17 protein-coding genes are annotated in these 14,876 nt (G+C 68.7%); 3 read left to right on the top strand and 14 right to left on the bottom strand.

The window, feature by feature from the left end:
- Positions 1 to 333: 333 nt before the first annotated feature.
- From EV646_RS31880 to EV646_RS31825, 12 genes are all read right to left on the bottom strand, one after another.
- Entirely contained in the window at positions 334 to 1,368 is a 1,035-nt protein-coding gene (locus EV646_RS31880) for a TerC family protein (protein WP_132155259.1), read from the bottom strand.
- Entirely contained in the window at positions 1,368 to 2,786 is a 1,419-nt protein-coding gene (locus EV646_RS31875; protein WP_132155257.1) for a V-type ATP synthase subunit B, read from the bottom strand. The genes EV646_RS31880 and EV646_RS31875 overlap by 1 nt, the downstream gene beginning before the upstream one ends.
- Positions 2,783 to 4,570, bottom strand: a complete 1,788-nt coding sequence (locus EV646_RS31870; protein ID WP_132155255.1) for a V-type ATP synthase subunit A — start codon at positions 4,568 to 4,570, stop codon at positions 2,783 to 2,785. The genes EV646_RS31875 and EV646_RS31870 overlap by 4 nt, the downstream gene beginning before the upstream one ends.
- Positions 4,567 to 4,908, bottom strand: a complete 342-nt coding sequence (locus EV646_RS31865; RefSeq protein ID WP_132155253.1) for a V-type ATP synthase subunit F — start codon at positions 4,906 to 4,908, stop codon at positions 4,567 to 4,569. The genes EV646_RS31870 and EV646_RS31865 overlap by 4 nt, the downstream gene beginning before the upstream one ends.
- 27 nt (positions 4,909 to 4,935) lie before the next feature.
- Positions 4,936 to 5,943, bottom strand: coding sequence for a V0D/AC39 family V-type ATPase subunit (locus EV646_RS31860; protein ID WP_132155251.1), 1,008 nt, complete (start codon positions 5,941 to 5,943; stop codon positions 4,936 to 4,938).
- Positions 5,940 to 6,503: a V-type ATP synthase subunit E gene (locus EV646_RS31855; RefSeq protein ID WP_132155249.1), complete on the bottom strand. Its 564-nt coding sequence runs from the start codon at positions 6,501 to 6,503 to the stop codon at positions 5,940 to 5,942. Before EV646_RS31855 ends, EV646_RS31860 begins: the two co-directional genes overlap by 4 nt.
- Complete coding sequence (locus EV646_RS31850) at positions 6,503 to 6,727, bottom strand: ATPase (protein WP_130383213.1); 225 nt, start codon at positions 6,725 to 6,727, stop codon at positions 6,503 to 6,505. The genes EV646_RS31855 and EV646_RS31850 overlap by 1 nt, the downstream gene beginning before the upstream one ends.
- A gap of 13 nt (positions 6,728 to 6,740) precedes the next feature.
- Positions 6,741 to 8,678 carry a V-type ATPase 116kDa subunit family protein gene (locus EV646_RS31845; RefSeq protein WP_132155247.1) on the bottom strand — a complete coding sequence of 646 codons (1,938 nt, stop codon included), beginning with the start codon at positions 8,676 to 8,678 and terminating at the stop codon, positions 6,741 to 6,743.
- Positions 8,675 to 9,055, bottom strand: a complete 381-nt coding sequence (locus EV646_RS31840; RefSeq protein WP_132155245.1) for a hypothetical protein — start codon at positions 9,053 to 9,055, stop codon at positions 8,675 to 8,677. Before EV646_RS31840 ends, EV646_RS31845 begins: the two co-directional genes overlap by 4 nt.
- A complete protein-coding gene (locus EV646_RS31835) occupies positions 9,052 to 9,720 on the bottom strand; it encodes a V-type ATP synthase subunit D (RefSeq protein ID WP_132155243.1) in 669 nt (222 codons plus the stop codon). The genes EV646_RS31840 and EV646_RS31835 overlap by 4 nt, the downstream gene beginning before the upstream one ends.
- 260 nt (positions 9,721 to 9,980) lie before the next feature.
- Positions 9,981 to 11,765 carry a glycoside hydrolase family 15 protein gene (locus tag EV646_RS31830; protein WP_132155241.1) on the bottom strand — a complete coding sequence of 595 codons (1,785 nt, stop codon included), beginning with the start codon at positions 11,763 to 11,765 and terminating at the stop codon, positions 9,981 to 9,983.
- Position 11,766: 1 nt separating this feature from the next.
- Entirely contained in the window at positions 11,767 to 12,183 is a 417-nt protein-coding gene (locus EV646_RS31825; RefSeq protein ID WP_241996459.1) for a hypothetical protein, read from the bottom strand.
- A 293-nt stretch (positions 12,184 to 12,476) separates the two neighbouring features.
- Here EV646_RS31825 and EV646_RS31820 point away from each other — a divergent pair, with 293 nt between their 5' ends.
- Both EV646_RS31820 and EV646_RS31815 read left to right on the top strand, forming a co-directional pair.
- Positions 12,477 to 12,929: a MarR family winged helix-turn-helix transcriptional regulator gene (locus EV646_RS31820; protein WP_199237310.1), complete on the top strand. Its 453-nt coding sequence runs from the start codon at positions 12,477 to 12,479 to the stop codon at positions 12,927 to 12,929.
- Complete coding sequence (locus EV646_RS31815; RefSeq protein ID WP_132155237.1) at positions 12,926 to 13,291, top strand: DUF488 domain-containing protein; 366 nt, start codon at positions 12,926 to 12,928, stop codon at positions 13,289 to 13,291. The genes EV646_RS31820 and EV646_RS31815 overlap by 4 nt, the downstream gene beginning before the upstream one ends.
- Positions 13,292 to 13,345: 54 nt before the next feature.
- Here EV646_RS31815 and EV646_RS31810 read toward each other — a convergent pair whose 3' ends face one another.
- Complete coding sequence (locus EV646_RS31810; protein ID WP_199237309.1) at positions 13,346 to 13,699, bottom strand: hypothetical protein; 354 nt, start codon at positions 13,697 to 13,699, stop codon at positions 13,346 to 13,348.
- Positions 13,700 to 13,745: 46 nt separating this feature from the next.
- On the bottom strand, positions 13,746 to 14,459 hold the full coding sequence (locus tag EV646_RS40390; RefSeq protein ID WP_132155233.1) for a DUF2249 domain-containing protein: 714 nt from the start codon (positions 14,457 to 14,459) through the stop codon (positions 13,746 to 13,748).
- An 85-nt stretch (positions 14,460 to 14,544) separates the two neighbouring features.
- Here EV646_RS40390 and fdxA point away from each other — a divergent pair, with 85 nt between their 5' ends.
- Complete coding sequence (fdxA, locus tag EV646_RS31800; protein WP_132155231.1) at positions 14,545 to 14,871, top strand: ferredoxin; 327 nt, start codon at positions 14,545 to 14,547, stop codon at positions 14,869 to 14,871.
- Positions 14,872 to 14,876 lie beyond the last annotated feature (5 nt).

Here is a 14,876-nt window from a genome sequence, read left to right as displayed (position 1 = left end):
TGTCCGGCCACGCCCCCCAGTGAGCTGCCGCCAGGTTCGCCAACAGCGCGCCGACCGGCAGCGGAGCGCCGTATCGGAAGCAGGCCCCGTGCAGCGCGGGTTCACGCGGTCCTCGCAACACCTCGATGTGAGGAGTTGCGAGGACAGCGTCGTATTCGAAGGAGTGCGCTGGTCTGCTGCGGTTGGTGGATGCTGGGTGTCGGTGGCTGGTGCGGGGCTCTCGGGGGCGGCGCGGCAACCAGCTCGAGGCTTCGACGCAGCCTGCTGCGCTGTTCGTGGTGACTGCTGATGCGGCCCTCCGTTGAAGGTCGTCCTCCGCGGTCTTGTTGGGTGTCAGTCGCCGCCGGCGGGGTCGGTCTTCGACCCCTTGCCGCGAGATCCGCCGGCGTGGCGCTCGGCCCGCGCGGCCAGGAGCCTGACGCCGGCCAGCGAAGCGATGACGGTGATGATCAGGACGCCGGCGATCACACTCAACGAAACGCCTGTGCTGATTTCGGGGACGTGGACGGGCTGCGCGTCGTTGACGAACGGGAGGTTGTTCTCGTGCAAAGCGTGCAGGATGAGCTTGACCCCGATGAAAGCCAGGATCGCGGCGAGGCCGTAGGACAGGTAGATGAGGCGGTCCAGTAGACCGTCGATGAGGAAGTACAGCTGCCGCAGCCCCAGCAGGGAGAACGCGGTGGCGGTGAACACGATGAAGACACTCTGGGTGAGGCCGAAGATCGCGGGGATGGAGTCCAGCGCGAACAGGACGTCGGTCCCGCCGATGGCCACCATGACCAGCAGCATCGGCGTCATCACGCGGCGGCCCTGGTCGATAGTGAACAGTCTGTCGCCGTCGTAGGTCTCAGAGGTCCGCAGGAACCTTTTGGCGAGGCGGACGATGACGTTGTTCGCCGAGCGGCCCTTCGTGGCCCCGGGTTGGAGCATTTGGCCGGCGGTGACAAGCAGGATCAGTCCGAAGATGTAGAACACGAAGGCATAGGAGTTGACGAGTGCGGCGCCGAGGAAGATGAAGGCGGTGCGTGCAAGGAGGGAGAAGACGATGCCGAAGAGCAGCGCCTTCTGCTGGTCGGCGCGCGGGACTTTGAAGCTGGCCATGATGATGAGGAACACGAAGAGGTTGTCGACCGACAAGGCCTTCTCCGTGATGTAGCCGGCGAAGTATTCGCTGCCCAGCGCCGCGCCGCCCAGGAGCCAGACGCCGACGCCGAACAAGACGGCGATGCCCACGTAGACGGCTGACCAGATTGCTGCCTCGCCGAGGGTCGGGGTGTGAGCGGTGCGTACGTGGAAGAAGAAGTCGAAGAGCAGCAGGGCAAGGATCCCGAGGATCGTCAGGGTCCAGACAAGTGGGGGAACGTCCATCAATCATCGGTCGCTGTCGCGCTTGCCTCGTGGTGGTGACGCGCCAATTGTTCAGCGCTGACGCGCTTCAGCTCGGCAGCCGGGAACGGCGACAGTAGTTGCCACCCCACCTCAAGGGTGCCGGCCAGAGTACGGCGATCTGGTCCCTGGTCGAGGTACGTGCGTTCGAAGGCCGCCGCGAAGGCAAGATAGCGCCGGTCCTCTACGGGCAGGCCGCTCTCGCCGACGATCGACATCAACCGGCGGACCTCCCGCCCCCGGGCGTAGCAGGCGTACAGCTGGTCCGCCAGGCCGCGGTGATCGTCACGGGTCTTGCCGGCGCCGATGCCCGCATTCATCAGTCGGGACAGCGACGGCAGCACGTCGATCGGTGGTTCGATGCCTTGCCGGTCAAGCTCACGCGACAGCACGATCTGGCCTTCGGTGATGTAGCCGGTGAGGTCTGGGATCGGGTGGGTGATGTCGTCGTCGGGCATGGTGAGGATCATCAGTTGGGTCAGTGATCCGGTGCCGCCGCGGACTCGGCCGGCCCGTTCGTACAGTGAGGCCAGGTCGGTGTACATGTAGCCGGGGTAGCCGCGGCGGCCCGGCATCTCCTCCCGGGCGGCGGAGATCTCGCGCAGCGCTTCGCAGTAGGCGGTCATGTCGGTCATCACGACCAGGACGTGCCGTTGCTGTTCGAAGGCCAGGTATTCGGCCATTGTGAGCGCGACCCGCGGGGTCATCAGCCGTTCGATGGTGGGATCGTCGGCCAGGTTGAGCAGGAGGACGCTGCGGGCGGCGGCGCCCCCGGTCAGGAACTCGGTGCGGAAGAACTCCGCCTCCCGGCGAGTCACGCCCATGGCGGCGAAGACGACGACGACCTCGGCGTCGTCGCCGGGCACGCGTGCCTGGGCCGCGATCCGGGCAGCGAGGCTGTTCGCGGGGAGCCCGGCGCCGGAGAAGATCGGCAGTTTCTGGCCTCGGACGAGCGTGATGAGTCCGTCGATCGCCGAGACACCGGTTTCGATGAACTGGTCGGGATGGGCACGGGTGATCGGGTTGAGCGGCAGGCCGTTGACGTGGCGGTAGTCGTCCGGGACTGGTTGCGGGCCGCCGTCGCGCGGCCTGCCGGCTCCGTCGAGGACACGGCCGAAGTAGTCGGTGCCCACGCCGGTCCGGGCTGCGCGGCCGCGGGTGAGAACGGAGGTTTCCCTGCGTCCGATGCCGACGGTTCCGCCGAAGACCTGGACGATCGCCGTTGACCCGTCGAGCTCGAGCACCTGGCCTTCGCGGACCGGGCCGTCGCCGGTTTCGACCTCGACCAGTTCGCCATACCCGACGCCGTCCATCCCGTCCACGACGAGGAGGGGCCCGGCGACCCGGGTCACGGTGCGGTGCCCGACGGTGAAGGCGGGGTGGGCTGCGGTGGTGGTCACAGCGAGCTCATTTCTTCGGCTATCCGCTGGATGAGGCGGGTTGCAGAGTCGTCGACGTGGTCAGGGGGCCAGCGGCGCATCCGGCCGAGCTCGGTCAGCACGGCCGCGGAGGTGATCGCGGTGATGGCGACGCCCCGCTGGTGTGCTGAGCGCATCGCGGCGCCGGTCTCGTGGATGACGCGCAGCATGGCCAGCAACCGTTGGGGTGGACAGGAGGCGTCGAGGTCGTCGAACGAGGACTGTTGGAGCAGGTCTTCTCGCAAGGCTTGCCCGATGCGCAGGGTGATCCGTTGCTCGGCGGCCAGCGCTTCGACGCCGAGCAGCGATACCACCTCCTGCAAGGCGCCTTCGTCTTGCAGCGCTGCTGATGCCCACCGGCGCAGCGGCGACCAGTCCGAGCCGATCTCTCGGTCGAACCATTCGTCGAGGCCGTACTGCGAGAAACTGCGCAGCCAGTTCACGGCCGGGAAGTGACGTTGCCGGGACAGCGCCGTGTCGAGCGCCCAGAAGCAACCGGCGAGTCGCAGGCTGTTCTGGGTGATCGGCTCGGAGAAATCCCCGCCAGCCGGTGAAACGGCGCCGACGATCGTCACCGCGCCGGTGCGTTCCGGTGTACCGAGGCATGTCACCGCGCCGGCCCGTTCGTAGAAGCCGGCCAGTCGTGTGGCCAGGTAGGCCGGGTAGCCGTCCTCGGCCGGCATCTCCTCCAGTCGGCTCGACACCTCGCGCAATGCCTCGCCCCACCGGCTGGTCGAGTCGGCCATCATGGCGACGTCGTAGCCCTGGTCCCGGTAGTACTCTGCGATCGTGATCCCGCTGTAGATGCTGGCTTCCCGGGCCGCGACCGGCATGTTGGACGTGTTCGCGATCAGCACGGTGCGCTCCATCAGCGGGGCGCCGGTGCGCGGATCGGACAGCTCGGGGAACTCCTCGAGCACCTCGGTCAGTTCGTTGCCGCGTTCGCCGCAACCGACGTAGACGACGATGTCGGCGGTGGAGAACTTGGCGAGGGCCTGTTCCAGCACGGTCTTGCCGGTCCCGAAACCGCCGGGGATGATGGCGCTTCCGCCGCGGGCGACCGGGAAGAGCAGGTCGAGGACCCGCTGGCCGGTGATCAGCGGCACGGTGAGCGGCAGCCGGTTCGCGACCGGGCGGGCCCGGCGTAACGGCCACCGACGCAGCATCGCCACCGGGTGCCCATCGACGTCGACGACAGGATCGAGGATGGTGGACGGCTCGGGCCGGACTGAGGTGACCACCCCACTGACGCCTGTTGGCACCAGGATCCGATGCTCGATGGCGCGCCCCTCCGGGACCGATCCGAGAAGATCACCGGGTCCGACCCGGTCCCCGACATCGACGGCGGGCCGGAAGTCCCAGCGGAGGTCGCGGTCCAGGCGGGGCGGGTCTGCGCCTCTGGCGATGTACAGGGCGCCGTCCGTGCTGAGATTCTGCAGCGGTCGTTGGGTGCCGTCGAGGATCGCGCCGAGGAGTCCGGGGCCGAGTTCGGCGTACAGGGGTTCGCCGGTCGCCTCGACCGGTTCGCCGACCTGTAGTCCGGTGGTGTTCTCGAAGACCTGCGTGACCACCAGGTCGCCGTCGATCTTGATGACCTCTCCGAGGAGTTGTTCGACGCCGACCCGGACCACGTCGAACAGGCGGGTGTGGGGCAGGCCGGTGGCGCTGACGACGGGGCCGGAGATCCTCACCACTCGTCCGCTGTCGGTGGCCACACGCCTGTTTCCACTCCAGGACTCCCGTGACGCTGGGTCTGTCGTGGTCATGGGGTGCCTCCGCTTGGCGTGAAGGTGATCTGATAGCCAACCGCGCGGGCCAGCAGGTCGCGGAGCGCCGCGTCGTTGGCTGCGGAGACGTCGCCGTCCTCGTCCGGGAGGCTGAGGATGAGTGGGCTGGTCTGCTTGGCCCAGGCGGCGCGAACCTGCGGTGCGACGGCTGACCAGAGTGCTCCGTGGACGGCGACGACAGCGGCCCGGCGGTCCGCGATTGCTGCGGCGACGGCGGCGATGGTCTCGTTGGCATCGACGGCCGTGACCGTCCGTGCGCCGCCGAGGAGGTAGCCGATGGCGGTCATGGGGGTTGCGATGACGAGCGCGTCACTCATGGCTGGTCCTTCCGGTCTGTGTCGTGGTCATCGGACAAGCAGGTCTCGGAGGTCGTAGCGGGGGGCGAGGCCGGCGAGGAGGAGCCGGACAGTGCGCGCCTCGCATTCGGCGGCCAGCACGTAGCCGACGGGGATGTGCGCACCGAGGGGGTCGCCGCGTCGCAGGCCGCGCACGGTCTGGCGCCACACGGCGACGTCCAGGTTCCATTCGAGCGCGGTGAGGTCTTCGTCGCGGAGGTGCCGTTCGAGAGGTTGCCGCCAGCCGGGGCGGGCCGCCACCGCCGGCTGCGGGTCGCCTCGTCGGGCGGCCAGCAACGCCGATTCGGGCACCAGTCCGGTGGGGAGGAGCCGCGGCATCTCCAGCGCTGGGTCGCGCAGTACGGCGAGAAGGTTGGCCCGGTCGCACCCGGCTTGGACAACCTCCAGGACGGGGCATGCGGCACGGCCGACCCATTCCAGACGGTCGGTCCAGCCGTCGATCGCGGCTGCCGCGATGGTGGTCTCGAACTCGTCTGGGTCGCCGTGTAGCTCGTAGTGCTCCCAGGCCGCCGGCAGTGCCCGGGCGGTCAGCGGGTCGGGGAGCCGGTGTGTGGTCAGGCGCAGGACGGCTGTTGCGCCGTCCGGTGCTGCGGCGATATCGGCGGCGGTTTGCTGGTCGAGCGCACCAACACCCATCACCGCCGCGAGCCGGACGGCGACCGGCTGTCCGGTGCGTGCTCCCCGCAGCAGCGCAAGTGTGTCGTGCAGGTCGTGCCGGGCCAGCAGCACCCCAACCGCGGTGCCGGCCGTGCCGCCGTACAGTCCACGCACTCCGCGCAGCAGGTCCCGCAGTCGGTGCCCGGCTGCTTCGAGGAGTTGGCGGTCGCCTGCTTGGTCGCGGTTCAGATAGGGACGGTAGATCGACCCGGCGAGCCGTTCGGCGACCGCCTCGCGGGAGACGCCGGCGAGTTGGTCGTAGTCGACTGGGCCGAGCAACGCGGACAGCCTCGCTCTGAGTCGGGTGTTGCCGGCGATGAAGTCGGCCCGGGGCGTCATGAGTCCTGATTCCAGGAGCTGCTCAGTCCGGCACGGATCCCCGGCCAGGTGTTCGCCAGCCGGGTGAGGTAGGTGTTGTCGACGTAGCGGCCCTGGTCGTCCTCGGCGATGGCGCCGCCGTGTTCGAGGTCGGCGACGATCGGGACCGTGGTTTCGCGCCTCAGCGTCGCGGCGTCGGCCGGGTGAACGTGCACCGTTGTGGCCTGCGGCATCGCCGCGACGGCTTCGTGCAGGCAGGCGGCTGCCATCGTCGGGCCGTCCGGGCTGCCGGGCACGGCGAGCAGTTGCTCGCGTACCTGGCCGAGGTCCTCCTCCAATGCGTCGTCGCGCGCGGTGCGGACGGCCCGGCGGGCGCTGAACCGCGCGGTGACCAACAGATCCTCGGCCTCCTGCCGGGCCGCGGTTTCGGCCGCTGCCACGACGTCCTGATGGATCTTGTCGGCCCGCTCCTGGGCATCGACAAGAAGCTGAGCTGCTTGCCGGCGCCTGTCCTGCTGAGCCCGCTCGTGCTCTGCTGCGCCTTCTTCCTCCAGCGCGGTGAGCAGATCGCGCAGCGCCATCACTTGCCGCCGAGGAGCAGGATGATCATCGCCGAGACCGCGAACCCGAGGATGACCAGCGTCTCCGGGATGGCGACCAGCAGGATCGCGCGGCCGGTCAGTTCAGGTTTCTCCGCTACCGCGCCCATAGCCGCGGCCCCGATCCGCGCCTGGGCGTAGCCGGTAGCCAGTGCGGACAGGCCGACGGCGAGGCCGGCGGCGAGGGCGATCAGTCCGAGTTCCATGATGTTCGTCCTTTCAGACAGATGACCCGGCCGGGACCGGCTCGGGTGCGTTGATGGCGGGGGTAGGCAGCGCAGCGACGCCCTCGGACTCGGGGCTCGGGGCAACAGAACCGCCGAGAGGTGCGAAGAGCCGGCCGCCGCCCTCGTAGAACTGCCCGTAGAACTCGACGTAGTGCAGCCGAAGTGCCTGGATCGTCGGGCTGAACGCCGCCAAGGCGAGATTCAGCGCATGGAACAAGGTGGCCACGAGGAGTCCGAGCAGCAGCGGTCCACGGGCGCCGAGCTGGTTGGCGACCTCGGCCAGGTACGTCGAAGCGAGCCCGACCGCCGCCAGCCGCAGGTACGACAAGACGTTGCCGAGGGCACCGAGCAGATCGAGCGGGCCCAGCAGCAGTCCGAGGGCGCCCTGGGACACGCAGGCCACGACGACACCGACGACGAGCGCGGCAACCGCAGGAGTCAATACCTGTGCGGGGAAGCCCGCGGCGGTGACACCGGCCAACCCGAACAGCCCGGCCAGCACCAGAAGGGTTCCTAGTTTCGAGGCCAGATGCCGACGGTGATGTCCGCGGGCGGCCGTCCATACGCCCAGCAGCAACCCCAAGGCGACATGGACGAGGCCGATGGCCAAGGCGAACAGCAGCAACGGCTGAAGGGCGGTCGGGCCGCCTCGGTAGAACCACAGCGCCGGCATGCCGATGCTGTGGCCCAGGCTGCCGAGTGCTTCGCCGTACAGAACCCCGAACAGGACCGTCCAGGCTCCGCCGAGCATCATCACCCGGCCGACCTCGCCGATGGTGCTCTTCTTCGCCCAGTGCGATCTGAGCCACCACGCGGCCGCCAGCAGCAGTGCGCCGTAAACGACGTCTCCAACCATGACGCCGAAGAAGATCGGCAACACCAGCGCCGTCAGACCCGTCGGGTCCAGGTCGCCGCGCGCCGGCCAGGACAACAGCCCGACCAACTGCTGAAACGGCTGCCAGCCGGGCCGGTTCCGCAGCAGCACCGGTTGGTCCTCGACCGATTCACCGGTGTCGAGGCGCTCGACAGCGACGGACTGGCCGAGCCGGGCGGTCAGCGCCTGCTCGACCCTCACGGTCTGTTTGGCCGGGACCCACAGCCTGAGAACGAACGTGCGAGACGACAGGTCAGCCTGCGTGGCCGCCACAGCTCGCTCAGCGCGAGCCCGCAACGCGGCGATGGTCGCCTGCAGCGACCCCGCGACCGGATTGACCGTGGCGGCCAGCTCGGCCTGGACGCGGTCACCTTCGCCAGGCAAAGCGGCGAGTCGGTCCCGCATCGCCTCGACAGTCGCGCGCAGCGACTTGCCAGCGTAGGCAGCCGGGACACCTACCTCGACGATCCTCTCCGTGCCGAGCAGCGCGTGGACGTCGGGCAGGTCACCGCGGCGAAGAACCAACAGACAGCCGACCGGGCTGCCGGGCATCGCGGCGGAGGTGACCATCAGGTGTCCTCGGCCGAGCAGTTCGGCGAGTTGCCGGGTCAGCTCGGGGACGACGCGCAGGTCCGGGTCGTCGAGGACCAGCGCCATACTGGCCAGGCCAAGGTTCGCCAGCTGCCGGTCATCCAGCCGGCCTAGTTCGGGTACGAGCGGCTGCAGCGCGTCGAGGGCATCGATGGATCGGGGCAGTGCCTCGACCTCGGCGCGAAGTTCCTCTTCTTCGGCCAGCAGCTTTGCCACCTGGGGTTCGAGGTGGTCGAGGGTGGCCTGTAGGGCGGTGTCGCTGAGCACGGTGCCGGTCGCGGACTGGTCGACGAGCTCGAGCATGGCGTCAGCGCGGGCGATGAGATCCGCCAGGTCGGGCGGGGTCTCGCCGGGATCGACGATGGCCACCACCTCGGCCAGCCGCAGTTCCTGCAAGGCTGTCAGGGCGTCGTCCAGGCGCGGCCGAAGCCCGACGACCTCGAGCTGCGTGAGGCGGACCATCATGGTCGGCTCACCTCGTCCAGCGATGACCGTATCTGTTGCGGCAGCACCGCGGCGACGACAGTGGCGACGTCCTGGTCACGGCGCCGGGTGGCGACCGCGGTCAACTCGGCTGCGCGGCGGACGCCGGCTTCGGTCAACCGCGCGGCCTCGGCGCGGGCGGCGGACAGGATCGCGGCTGTCCGTTGCCGCGCCTCCTCCGCCGCCTGCCCTTCGGCCTCGGCGATGAGGTGATCCGCCTGCACTTGAGCTAGTGCCACCTCATCGCCGGCCCGGTTCGCCGCGGCCAGCCGGGCGGCGATCGAGTTCTCAAGCTCGCGTACCAACTCGTGCGGCGTCGCCTGGGCGACCGTGTCGCTGTCATCGTGCCCGCGGCTCATGCCGCGCTCCGACTGCGGTCGAGCCTGTCGCTGGTCGCATCGCGGGAGGCCCGGCGGGTCCGGGCGCGTCTGAGCCGGGCGTGCTCCTCGCGTTCGCGCTCGTCCAGCGTGAGCGCGATCCGGCGCGCCTCGTCGTGCAACTGAGGGAGCACGATGTTGTCCAAGGCATTGACCTGCGTGGTGGTCCGGGCGATCTCCGTGGCCAGCCGGCGCACGCTCAACTCGACCGCACACAGATCTAGCAGCCACTCGAGTTGCTCCTCGTAGGCCAGTGCGACGGTGTCGAGGTGGGCCGAGGCCAGGGCGGGTGCCCAGCCGCGGGTGCCTGCGTTGCGGCGGACAGGGTCGTGGCGCAGGTCGAACACATGAACACCGGCCACAGTCCGAGACCGCAGCTCCGCGCCGATCCCTGTCGCGGCGGCCAGCGCTCCCGATGCGAGTGTCTCCGGGCCACGCACGGCGGTGGCCTCGTCGAGGTGCTGCCGGGCTTGAACTGCGAGGGTCCGCAGCCGTTCCAGTCCGTCCAGGAGCTCGGTCTGGTGGTGGCGGAACTCCCGCACCAGCGCGGTTCGTTTGTCTTTGAGCAGATCGCGGCCTTGAGCGACGAAGGCCGCCCGCCGCCGGCGGTCCAGCAGCTCACTTCGGGTAGCAACAAGGGATTGCATGGCACACTCCCGGATGCGTGATCGGGTACCTCTGACACTGCCGTTACGTCGCTTCGCCGGGTATTGGCACCTTCGGCGAAGGTCGCATCTCGTTGATTGCCGGGAACCGGCAATGGTGCAGCTGGCCCGAAAGGGTCGTTCTCAACCGAACGTTTGTGGCGCGGCGCGACGCCTTGGGGTGCGGGTTCGACGACCGGGGTGCCCTGCTCAGGGCAGTTGGGCGGATGCGAAGTTCCGGACCTTACTGTCTGGCAGGCACGTCACGAGACAGGCGGGAGGTCCCGGAGCGCGAGAGCAGCCTGGATGAGGGCGGCGTGTGTCAGCGCCTGCGGGTAGTTGCCGAGTTGTTCGCCGGTCTTGGGGTCCAGCTCTTCGGCGTACAGGCCCAACGGACTGGCGCGGTCCAGCAGTTCGGTGAACAGGTCGACGGCCTCGCACCGGCGGTCATCAAGCGCCAGCGCGTCAACCAGCCAGAAGGAACAGGGCAAGAACGCGCCTTCGGTGCCCGGCAGCCCGTCACGCCCCGGTGGGTATCGGTACAGCAAGGGACCCGTGGCACTCAGTTGGCTGCGGATGGCATCCACTGTCCCGCGGACCCGCGGTGATCCGCGCTCCTCGAGTCCGATCCGGGGCAGGATGAGGACAGCGGCATCCAGCTCTTGTGACCCGTAGCTTCTGGTGTAGCTACCGATACTGGTGTCGAAACCCAGCTTCTTGACCTCAATGCGGATCGCCTCGCGGGCGGCCTGCCAGCGGCGCCGCCGACGGTCGGAGAGCCGGTGCGTCTCGGCGATCCGCAGGGCTCGGTCGAGCGCCAGCCAGGCCATCAGCTTGGAATGCACGTGATGGACCTGGTCCCCGCGGACCTCCCAGATGCCTGCGTCCGGCTCACTCCACCGTCGCGCAACCAGGTCGGCGAAACCTCGCATCGCGCGCCACGTTTCGGAGTACAACGGATGACCCGCCTGCACGAGGGTCCAGGCGGCGTCGAGCACCCATCCGTAGCCGTCAAGTTGATGTTGCTGGGCGGCGCCATTGCCCACCCGGACCGGGACACTGCCGGCGTAGCCCGGCCAGTTTCGCAGGCCACGTTCTGGGGGTGCTTGTCGACCGTCCAAGGTGAGGAGAACCGGTAGCCGGGGACGTTGCAGGCGGCTCGCGTGCAGCAACCACCACAGGAACCCTCGGGCTTCCTCAACCATGCCGACACCGAGGAACGCCGCGATCCCGATGCTTGCGTCCCGGGGCCAGGCAAAGCGGTAGTCCCAGTTCCGCACCCCGCCGAGCTGCTCGGGTAGCGAGGTGGTCGGGGCGGCCACAGGCGCACCGGACGGCGAGTACGTCAACAGGCGCAGCGTCAGCAGGCTGCGAAGCACCTCCTCACGAAAGGGCAGCTCCTGGTCGACCCGAGCCGTCCAGGCACGCCACCGGCTCTCGTCCTCGGTGAGAAGCGCCCAGGCGGCGGCAGCCTGAACATGGACCAGCGGTTCCCGATGCGCGACGGTGAGGACGAACGTGACCGGCCGATCAGGGGTGACCGTGAAGGGCGTCGGCATACCGGGCTCGATGGCCGGGCCGGCATCGCAGCTCAGCGACATCGCCAGCGCGCCCCACTCGCAGACGAGATCCTGACCGCGGCGTCGGCTGCGCGGCCGGGTGTGCTCCTGACCGCGGCGCGGGTCGAACTCGACCAGAGCCTCGACGGCGCCGCTCTCGGCGGACAATCGCCGCACGAGGACCGTCGCAGGCAACAGGCGTCCGGCTACCTCGGCCACCATCGCCTCGGTCAGTGTCAGCTTGCCGCGGGGCGTCGCCCAGGTGGTCTCCAGGGTCGCGGTGTGGAGGCGGTACTTGCGCTCGACAACAGTGGCGGTGGCGGCTGGTCCCAACCGGAATCTGCCTGCGTCAGGACCGCCGACAAGTGCTCCGAAGACCGGGGTGCCGTCGAAGCGCGGCGCGCACAGCCAGTCGAGTGAGCCGTCGCTGGACACGAGTGCCGCGGTGCGGGTGTCACCCAGCAGCCCATAGTCGGCGATCGGCTTCATCTCAGCGGGCCTGGAGCAGCAGGCCGAGCATGGCACCGTAGACAAGGTGGGCGGCGATTGTTACGGCTGGAGTCTGCACGCCATAGTTGAGGGCGAGCAGACCCGGTGGCTCGAGCACGGCCCTGCTCGCGGGTCCGGCGCGGTGTGACGCCATTCGGGGATGCAAACCGGGGAGCACTGGGAGCAGCACCATAAGCGCAACCGCGACATGCAGAAGGCCGAGCAGCCCGCCCAGCCACCAGGTGGCTCGATGCAGCAGGGCGAACACGGTCGCGTATCCAAGCGCGAACACCTGGCCGACCACGAGATGGATGAGGAACCCTGCGGCCCGGGCACGATCGGGGTCCTCCGTCACCAGGGTGCCGAGAACGAGCGGAAGGTCCAGCCGGGTGAGGCCGGTCAGCTGCGCGGTGATCATCACGGCAGTCAGCGCAGAAGTGGCCACCAACCCGAATACCGCCCACCCGAACCAGTCCACGACGTCGCCGGTCAGGCTCGTCGGCTACGAATGAACCGAAGGCCGGCCAGGCGAGAAGAAGAGAACAACGGCGATCGCTGGTATGGGCCGCGCACTCCCCCGGTTTCACGAACCACGGCACACCTCCTGGCGCATCGCGCGCCCTGTGGAGCGACCCGCGCAAGTATATCGTAACACGATATACTTGATTTAGGGCCGGGTCTCCCCGGCGAAACCACTGAGGACGTGATCACATGCAGCCGGACACGATGCACGATGAGCAGGCGGCAGAGCCGCTGACGAAGGCGGACTTCGAGGCGTTGGCTCGGTTCCGATTCGGCATCCGCCGGTACCTGCGCTTCAGTGAGCAGGCCGTCCGCGGTCATGGCCTGACGCCGCAGCAGTACCAGCTGCTGCTGGCGTTGAAGGGGTTCCCGGGCCGCGAGTGGGCGACCTTGACCGAGTTGGCCGACCGCCTCCAGTTGCGGCACCACAGCGTCGTGGAACTCGTGAACCGTGCGCAGGCGCAAGATCTCGTGACCAGGGCGTCAGATCCGACGGACGCCAGAGTTGTCCGGGTGGAGTTGACGCGGCACGGCGAGCGGGCGTTGGCGCGGCTCAGTGCGCTGCACCGTGACGAGCTTCAACGGCTGGGCACGGCCCTCGCGGTGCCCGACTGGAGCGACGCTGCCGACGGTGCAGCATGACGCGCCACACTGTCCGGGTCCGCAGGATCTACGATCGGCCCGCGGCCGAGGACGGCATCCGGGTCCTGGTCGATCGCGTATGGCCCCGCGGGATCCGCAAGGAAGCGGCCGCCATCGATGAGTGGGTCAAGGACGTCGCGCCGTCCACGGACCTCCGCAAGTGGTACGGCCATGTCCCGGAGAAGTTCGCGCAGTTCGAGGCGCGCTACCGCGACGAACTCGCAAATCCCTCGGCCCGGACAGCGCTGGACCACCTGCGCACACTGGCGAAACGCGATGCCCTGACCTTGGTGACGGCGACCAGAGACGTGGACCACAGCCAGGCGGCAGTGCTGGCCCGGCTGCTGCGGGAGCCACGTTGACCTTAGCGGCCCGGGCCAATCGGCTCGACCAGCCGGCTGGGCGGCCGGGCAAAGCTAATGACCAGGGCGCTTCCTGATCTGCAGCCCGGCACGGCGCCGATGGATGGTCAGGTAGGACAGTCCGTTGATACCCGCGGTGATGTTGCGGGTCGAGCCGCGGGGCAACCAGACGATGTTGCCGCCAGCAAGAACCTGCTCGCCGTCGGGCGTACCGACGATGCCGCCGCCCGCGACAACGACGAGTACGACGTCCAGGTCCCGCTCGGTGTGGGTGTCCACGCGCTGCCCGGCAGGTAGATGGATGAGGTTAGCGTCGAGCTGGCGACCCGGCTCGGCGAGCGTCCACCGCGCACCCGAGGGTACGGGCGACTCGTCGACGAGTTCACGCACGTCGACCAGGACCCGCACCGTCGGACCCTCTGGCAGGAGGTCAGCTGGAACCGCAGGCGACTCCTCAGGCATCAGTGGCAACCCGGCCGATCCGAACCCGCCATTCCTCAGGCCCGGCCTGCAAATAGTCCCAGCTGAAGGCGCCGGCGTGCATGGCTTCGAACTCCCGGCGCAACGGCTTGGGGTCGTGGCTGTTGACCAGGATGAACGCCTCCCCCGGAGCCAGCCGGGCATAGCGGGCGAATACGCGTGGATGCCGGCCGCCCCGCGCGATTCGCCGTACGTCGATGACCGTCGGCTGTTCGGCAAGGTAGGCCCGCACGTCAGCGGCCAGCAGAGACGGATCCACACCAGGCAGGCCGGCGAGCGCGGGAAGCAACACCGATTCCTCGATCCGGAGGTGAAGATCCAAGCCCGCCGCGATCATCACGCCGAGCCTGACCGCATCGGCCGGGTCGGCGGCCGCCAGTTGGTCGATCTGCGCGTCGAGTGCCGCGGCCCCGGCCCGCAGAGCGTCGACCAAGAGCCGGGTCTCATCATCGCCGGATGCGGGCCCGTACAGGTCGCGCTCCGCGGTGAATAGGTACCGGCGCACCTCGTGGAGGCAGAAGTCCACCAACTCCGCAGACCGTGGCTCCGCACCCTGGGCAACTGGCTGCACAGTGGTCAACTCCGCCAGGCCGGACCGCAGCTGCGCGTGGGCCTCACGCACCGCACCGCGAGCGATCACGTCCGGGTCGGTCTCGGTCGCCTGAATGAAGATCTCCGAAGCCGGCATCTGCCACTCTCCTTATGTTACTGTTTTCAATGATTATTACATGTGATATTTGTAGTAATTACAAGCGTCCGGTGAGGAGTCCGCTGTGACCTACGTGATCGCGTTGCCGTGCGTCGACCTGAAGGACCGCGCGTGCGTCGAGGAATGCCCGGTGGACTGCATCTACGAAGGTGGCCGCTCGCTCTACATCCAGCCCGACGAGTGCATCGACTGCGGCGCGTGCGAACCGGTATGCCCGGTCGAGGCCATCTTCTACGAGGACGATCTGCCCGAGCAGTGGAAGGACTACCAGGCCGCAAACGCGGGATTCTTCGACGAGCTCGGTTCTCCAGGCGGGGCCTTCAAGGTGGGCGCCATGCCCCACGACCATCCCCTCATTGCGGCGCTGCCGCCGCAGGAGCAGGCAAGCTGACCACT

Origin of the sequence: Kribbella antiqua (genome assembly GCF_004345665.1) — a bacterium.
GTDB classification, from domain to species: domain Bacteria; phylum Actinomycetota; class Actinomycetes; order Propionibacteriales; family Kribbellaceae; genus Kribbella; species Kribbella antiqua.
Note: the sequence above shows the minus strand (reverse complement) of the source record. Positions and strands in the feature narration are given on the sequence as shown.

Excerpts from the sequence above, each read along its gene's own strand:
- EV646_RS31880 (WP_132155259.1), bottom strand. The coding sequence starts at position 1,368 with ATGGACGTTCCCCCACTTGTCTGGACCCTGACGATCCTCGGGATCCTT.
- EV646_RS31870 (WP_132155255.1), bottom strand. The coding sequence starts at position 4,570 with ATGACCACGACAGACCCAGCGTCACGGGAGTCCTGGAGTGGAAACAGG.
- EV646_RS31865 (WP_132155253.1), bottom strand. The coding sequence starts at position 4,908 with ATGAGTGACGCGCTCGTCATCGCAACCCCCATGACCGCCATCGGCTAC.
- EV646_RS31860 (WP_132155251.1), bottom strand. The coding sequence starts at position 5,943 with ATGACGCCCCGGGCCGACTTCATCGCCGGCAACACCCGACTCAGAGCG.
- EV646_RS31855 (WP_132155249.1), bottom strand. The coding sequence starts at position 6,503 with ATGGCGCTGCGCGATCTGCTCACCGCGCTGGAGGAAGAAGGCGCAGCA.
- EV646_RS31850 (WP_130383213.1), bottom strand. The coding sequence starts at position 6,727 with ATGGAACTCGGACTGATCGCCCTCGCCGCCGGCCTCGCCGTCGGCCTG.
- EV646_RS31845 (WP_132155247.1), bottom strand. The coding sequence starts at position 8,678 with ATGATGGTCCGCCTCACGCAGCTCGAGGTCGTCGGGCTTCGGCCGCGC.
- EV646_RS31840 (WP_132155245.1), bottom strand. The coding sequence starts at position 9,055 with ATGAGCCGCGGGCACGATGACAGCGACACGGTCGCCCAGGCGACGCCG.
- EV646_RS31835 (WP_132155243.1), bottom strand. The coding sequence starts at position 9,720 with ATGCAATCCCTTGTTGCTACCCGAAGTGAGCTGCTGGACCGCCGGCGG.
- EV646_RS31830 (WP_132155241.1), bottom strand. The coding sequence starts at position 11,765 with ATGAAGCCGATCGCCGACTATGGGCTGCTGGGTGACACCCGCACCGCG.
- EV646_RS31825 (WP_241996459.1), bottom strand. The coding sequence starts at position 12,183 with ATGATCACCGCGCAGCTGACCGGCCTCACCCGGCTGGACCTTCCGCTC.
- EV646_RS31820 (WP_199237310.1), top strand. The coding sequence starts at position 12,477 with ATGCAGCCGGACACGATGCACGATGAGCAGGCGGCAGAGCCGCTGACG.
- EV646_RS31815 (WP_132155237.1), top strand. The coding sequence starts at position 12,926 with ATGACGCGCCACACTGTCCGGGTCCGCAGGATCTACGATCGGCCCGCG.
- EV646_RS40390 (WP_132155233.1), bottom strand. The coding sequence starts at position 14,459 with ATGCCGGCTTCGGAGATCTTCATTCAGGCGACCGAGACCGACCCGGAC.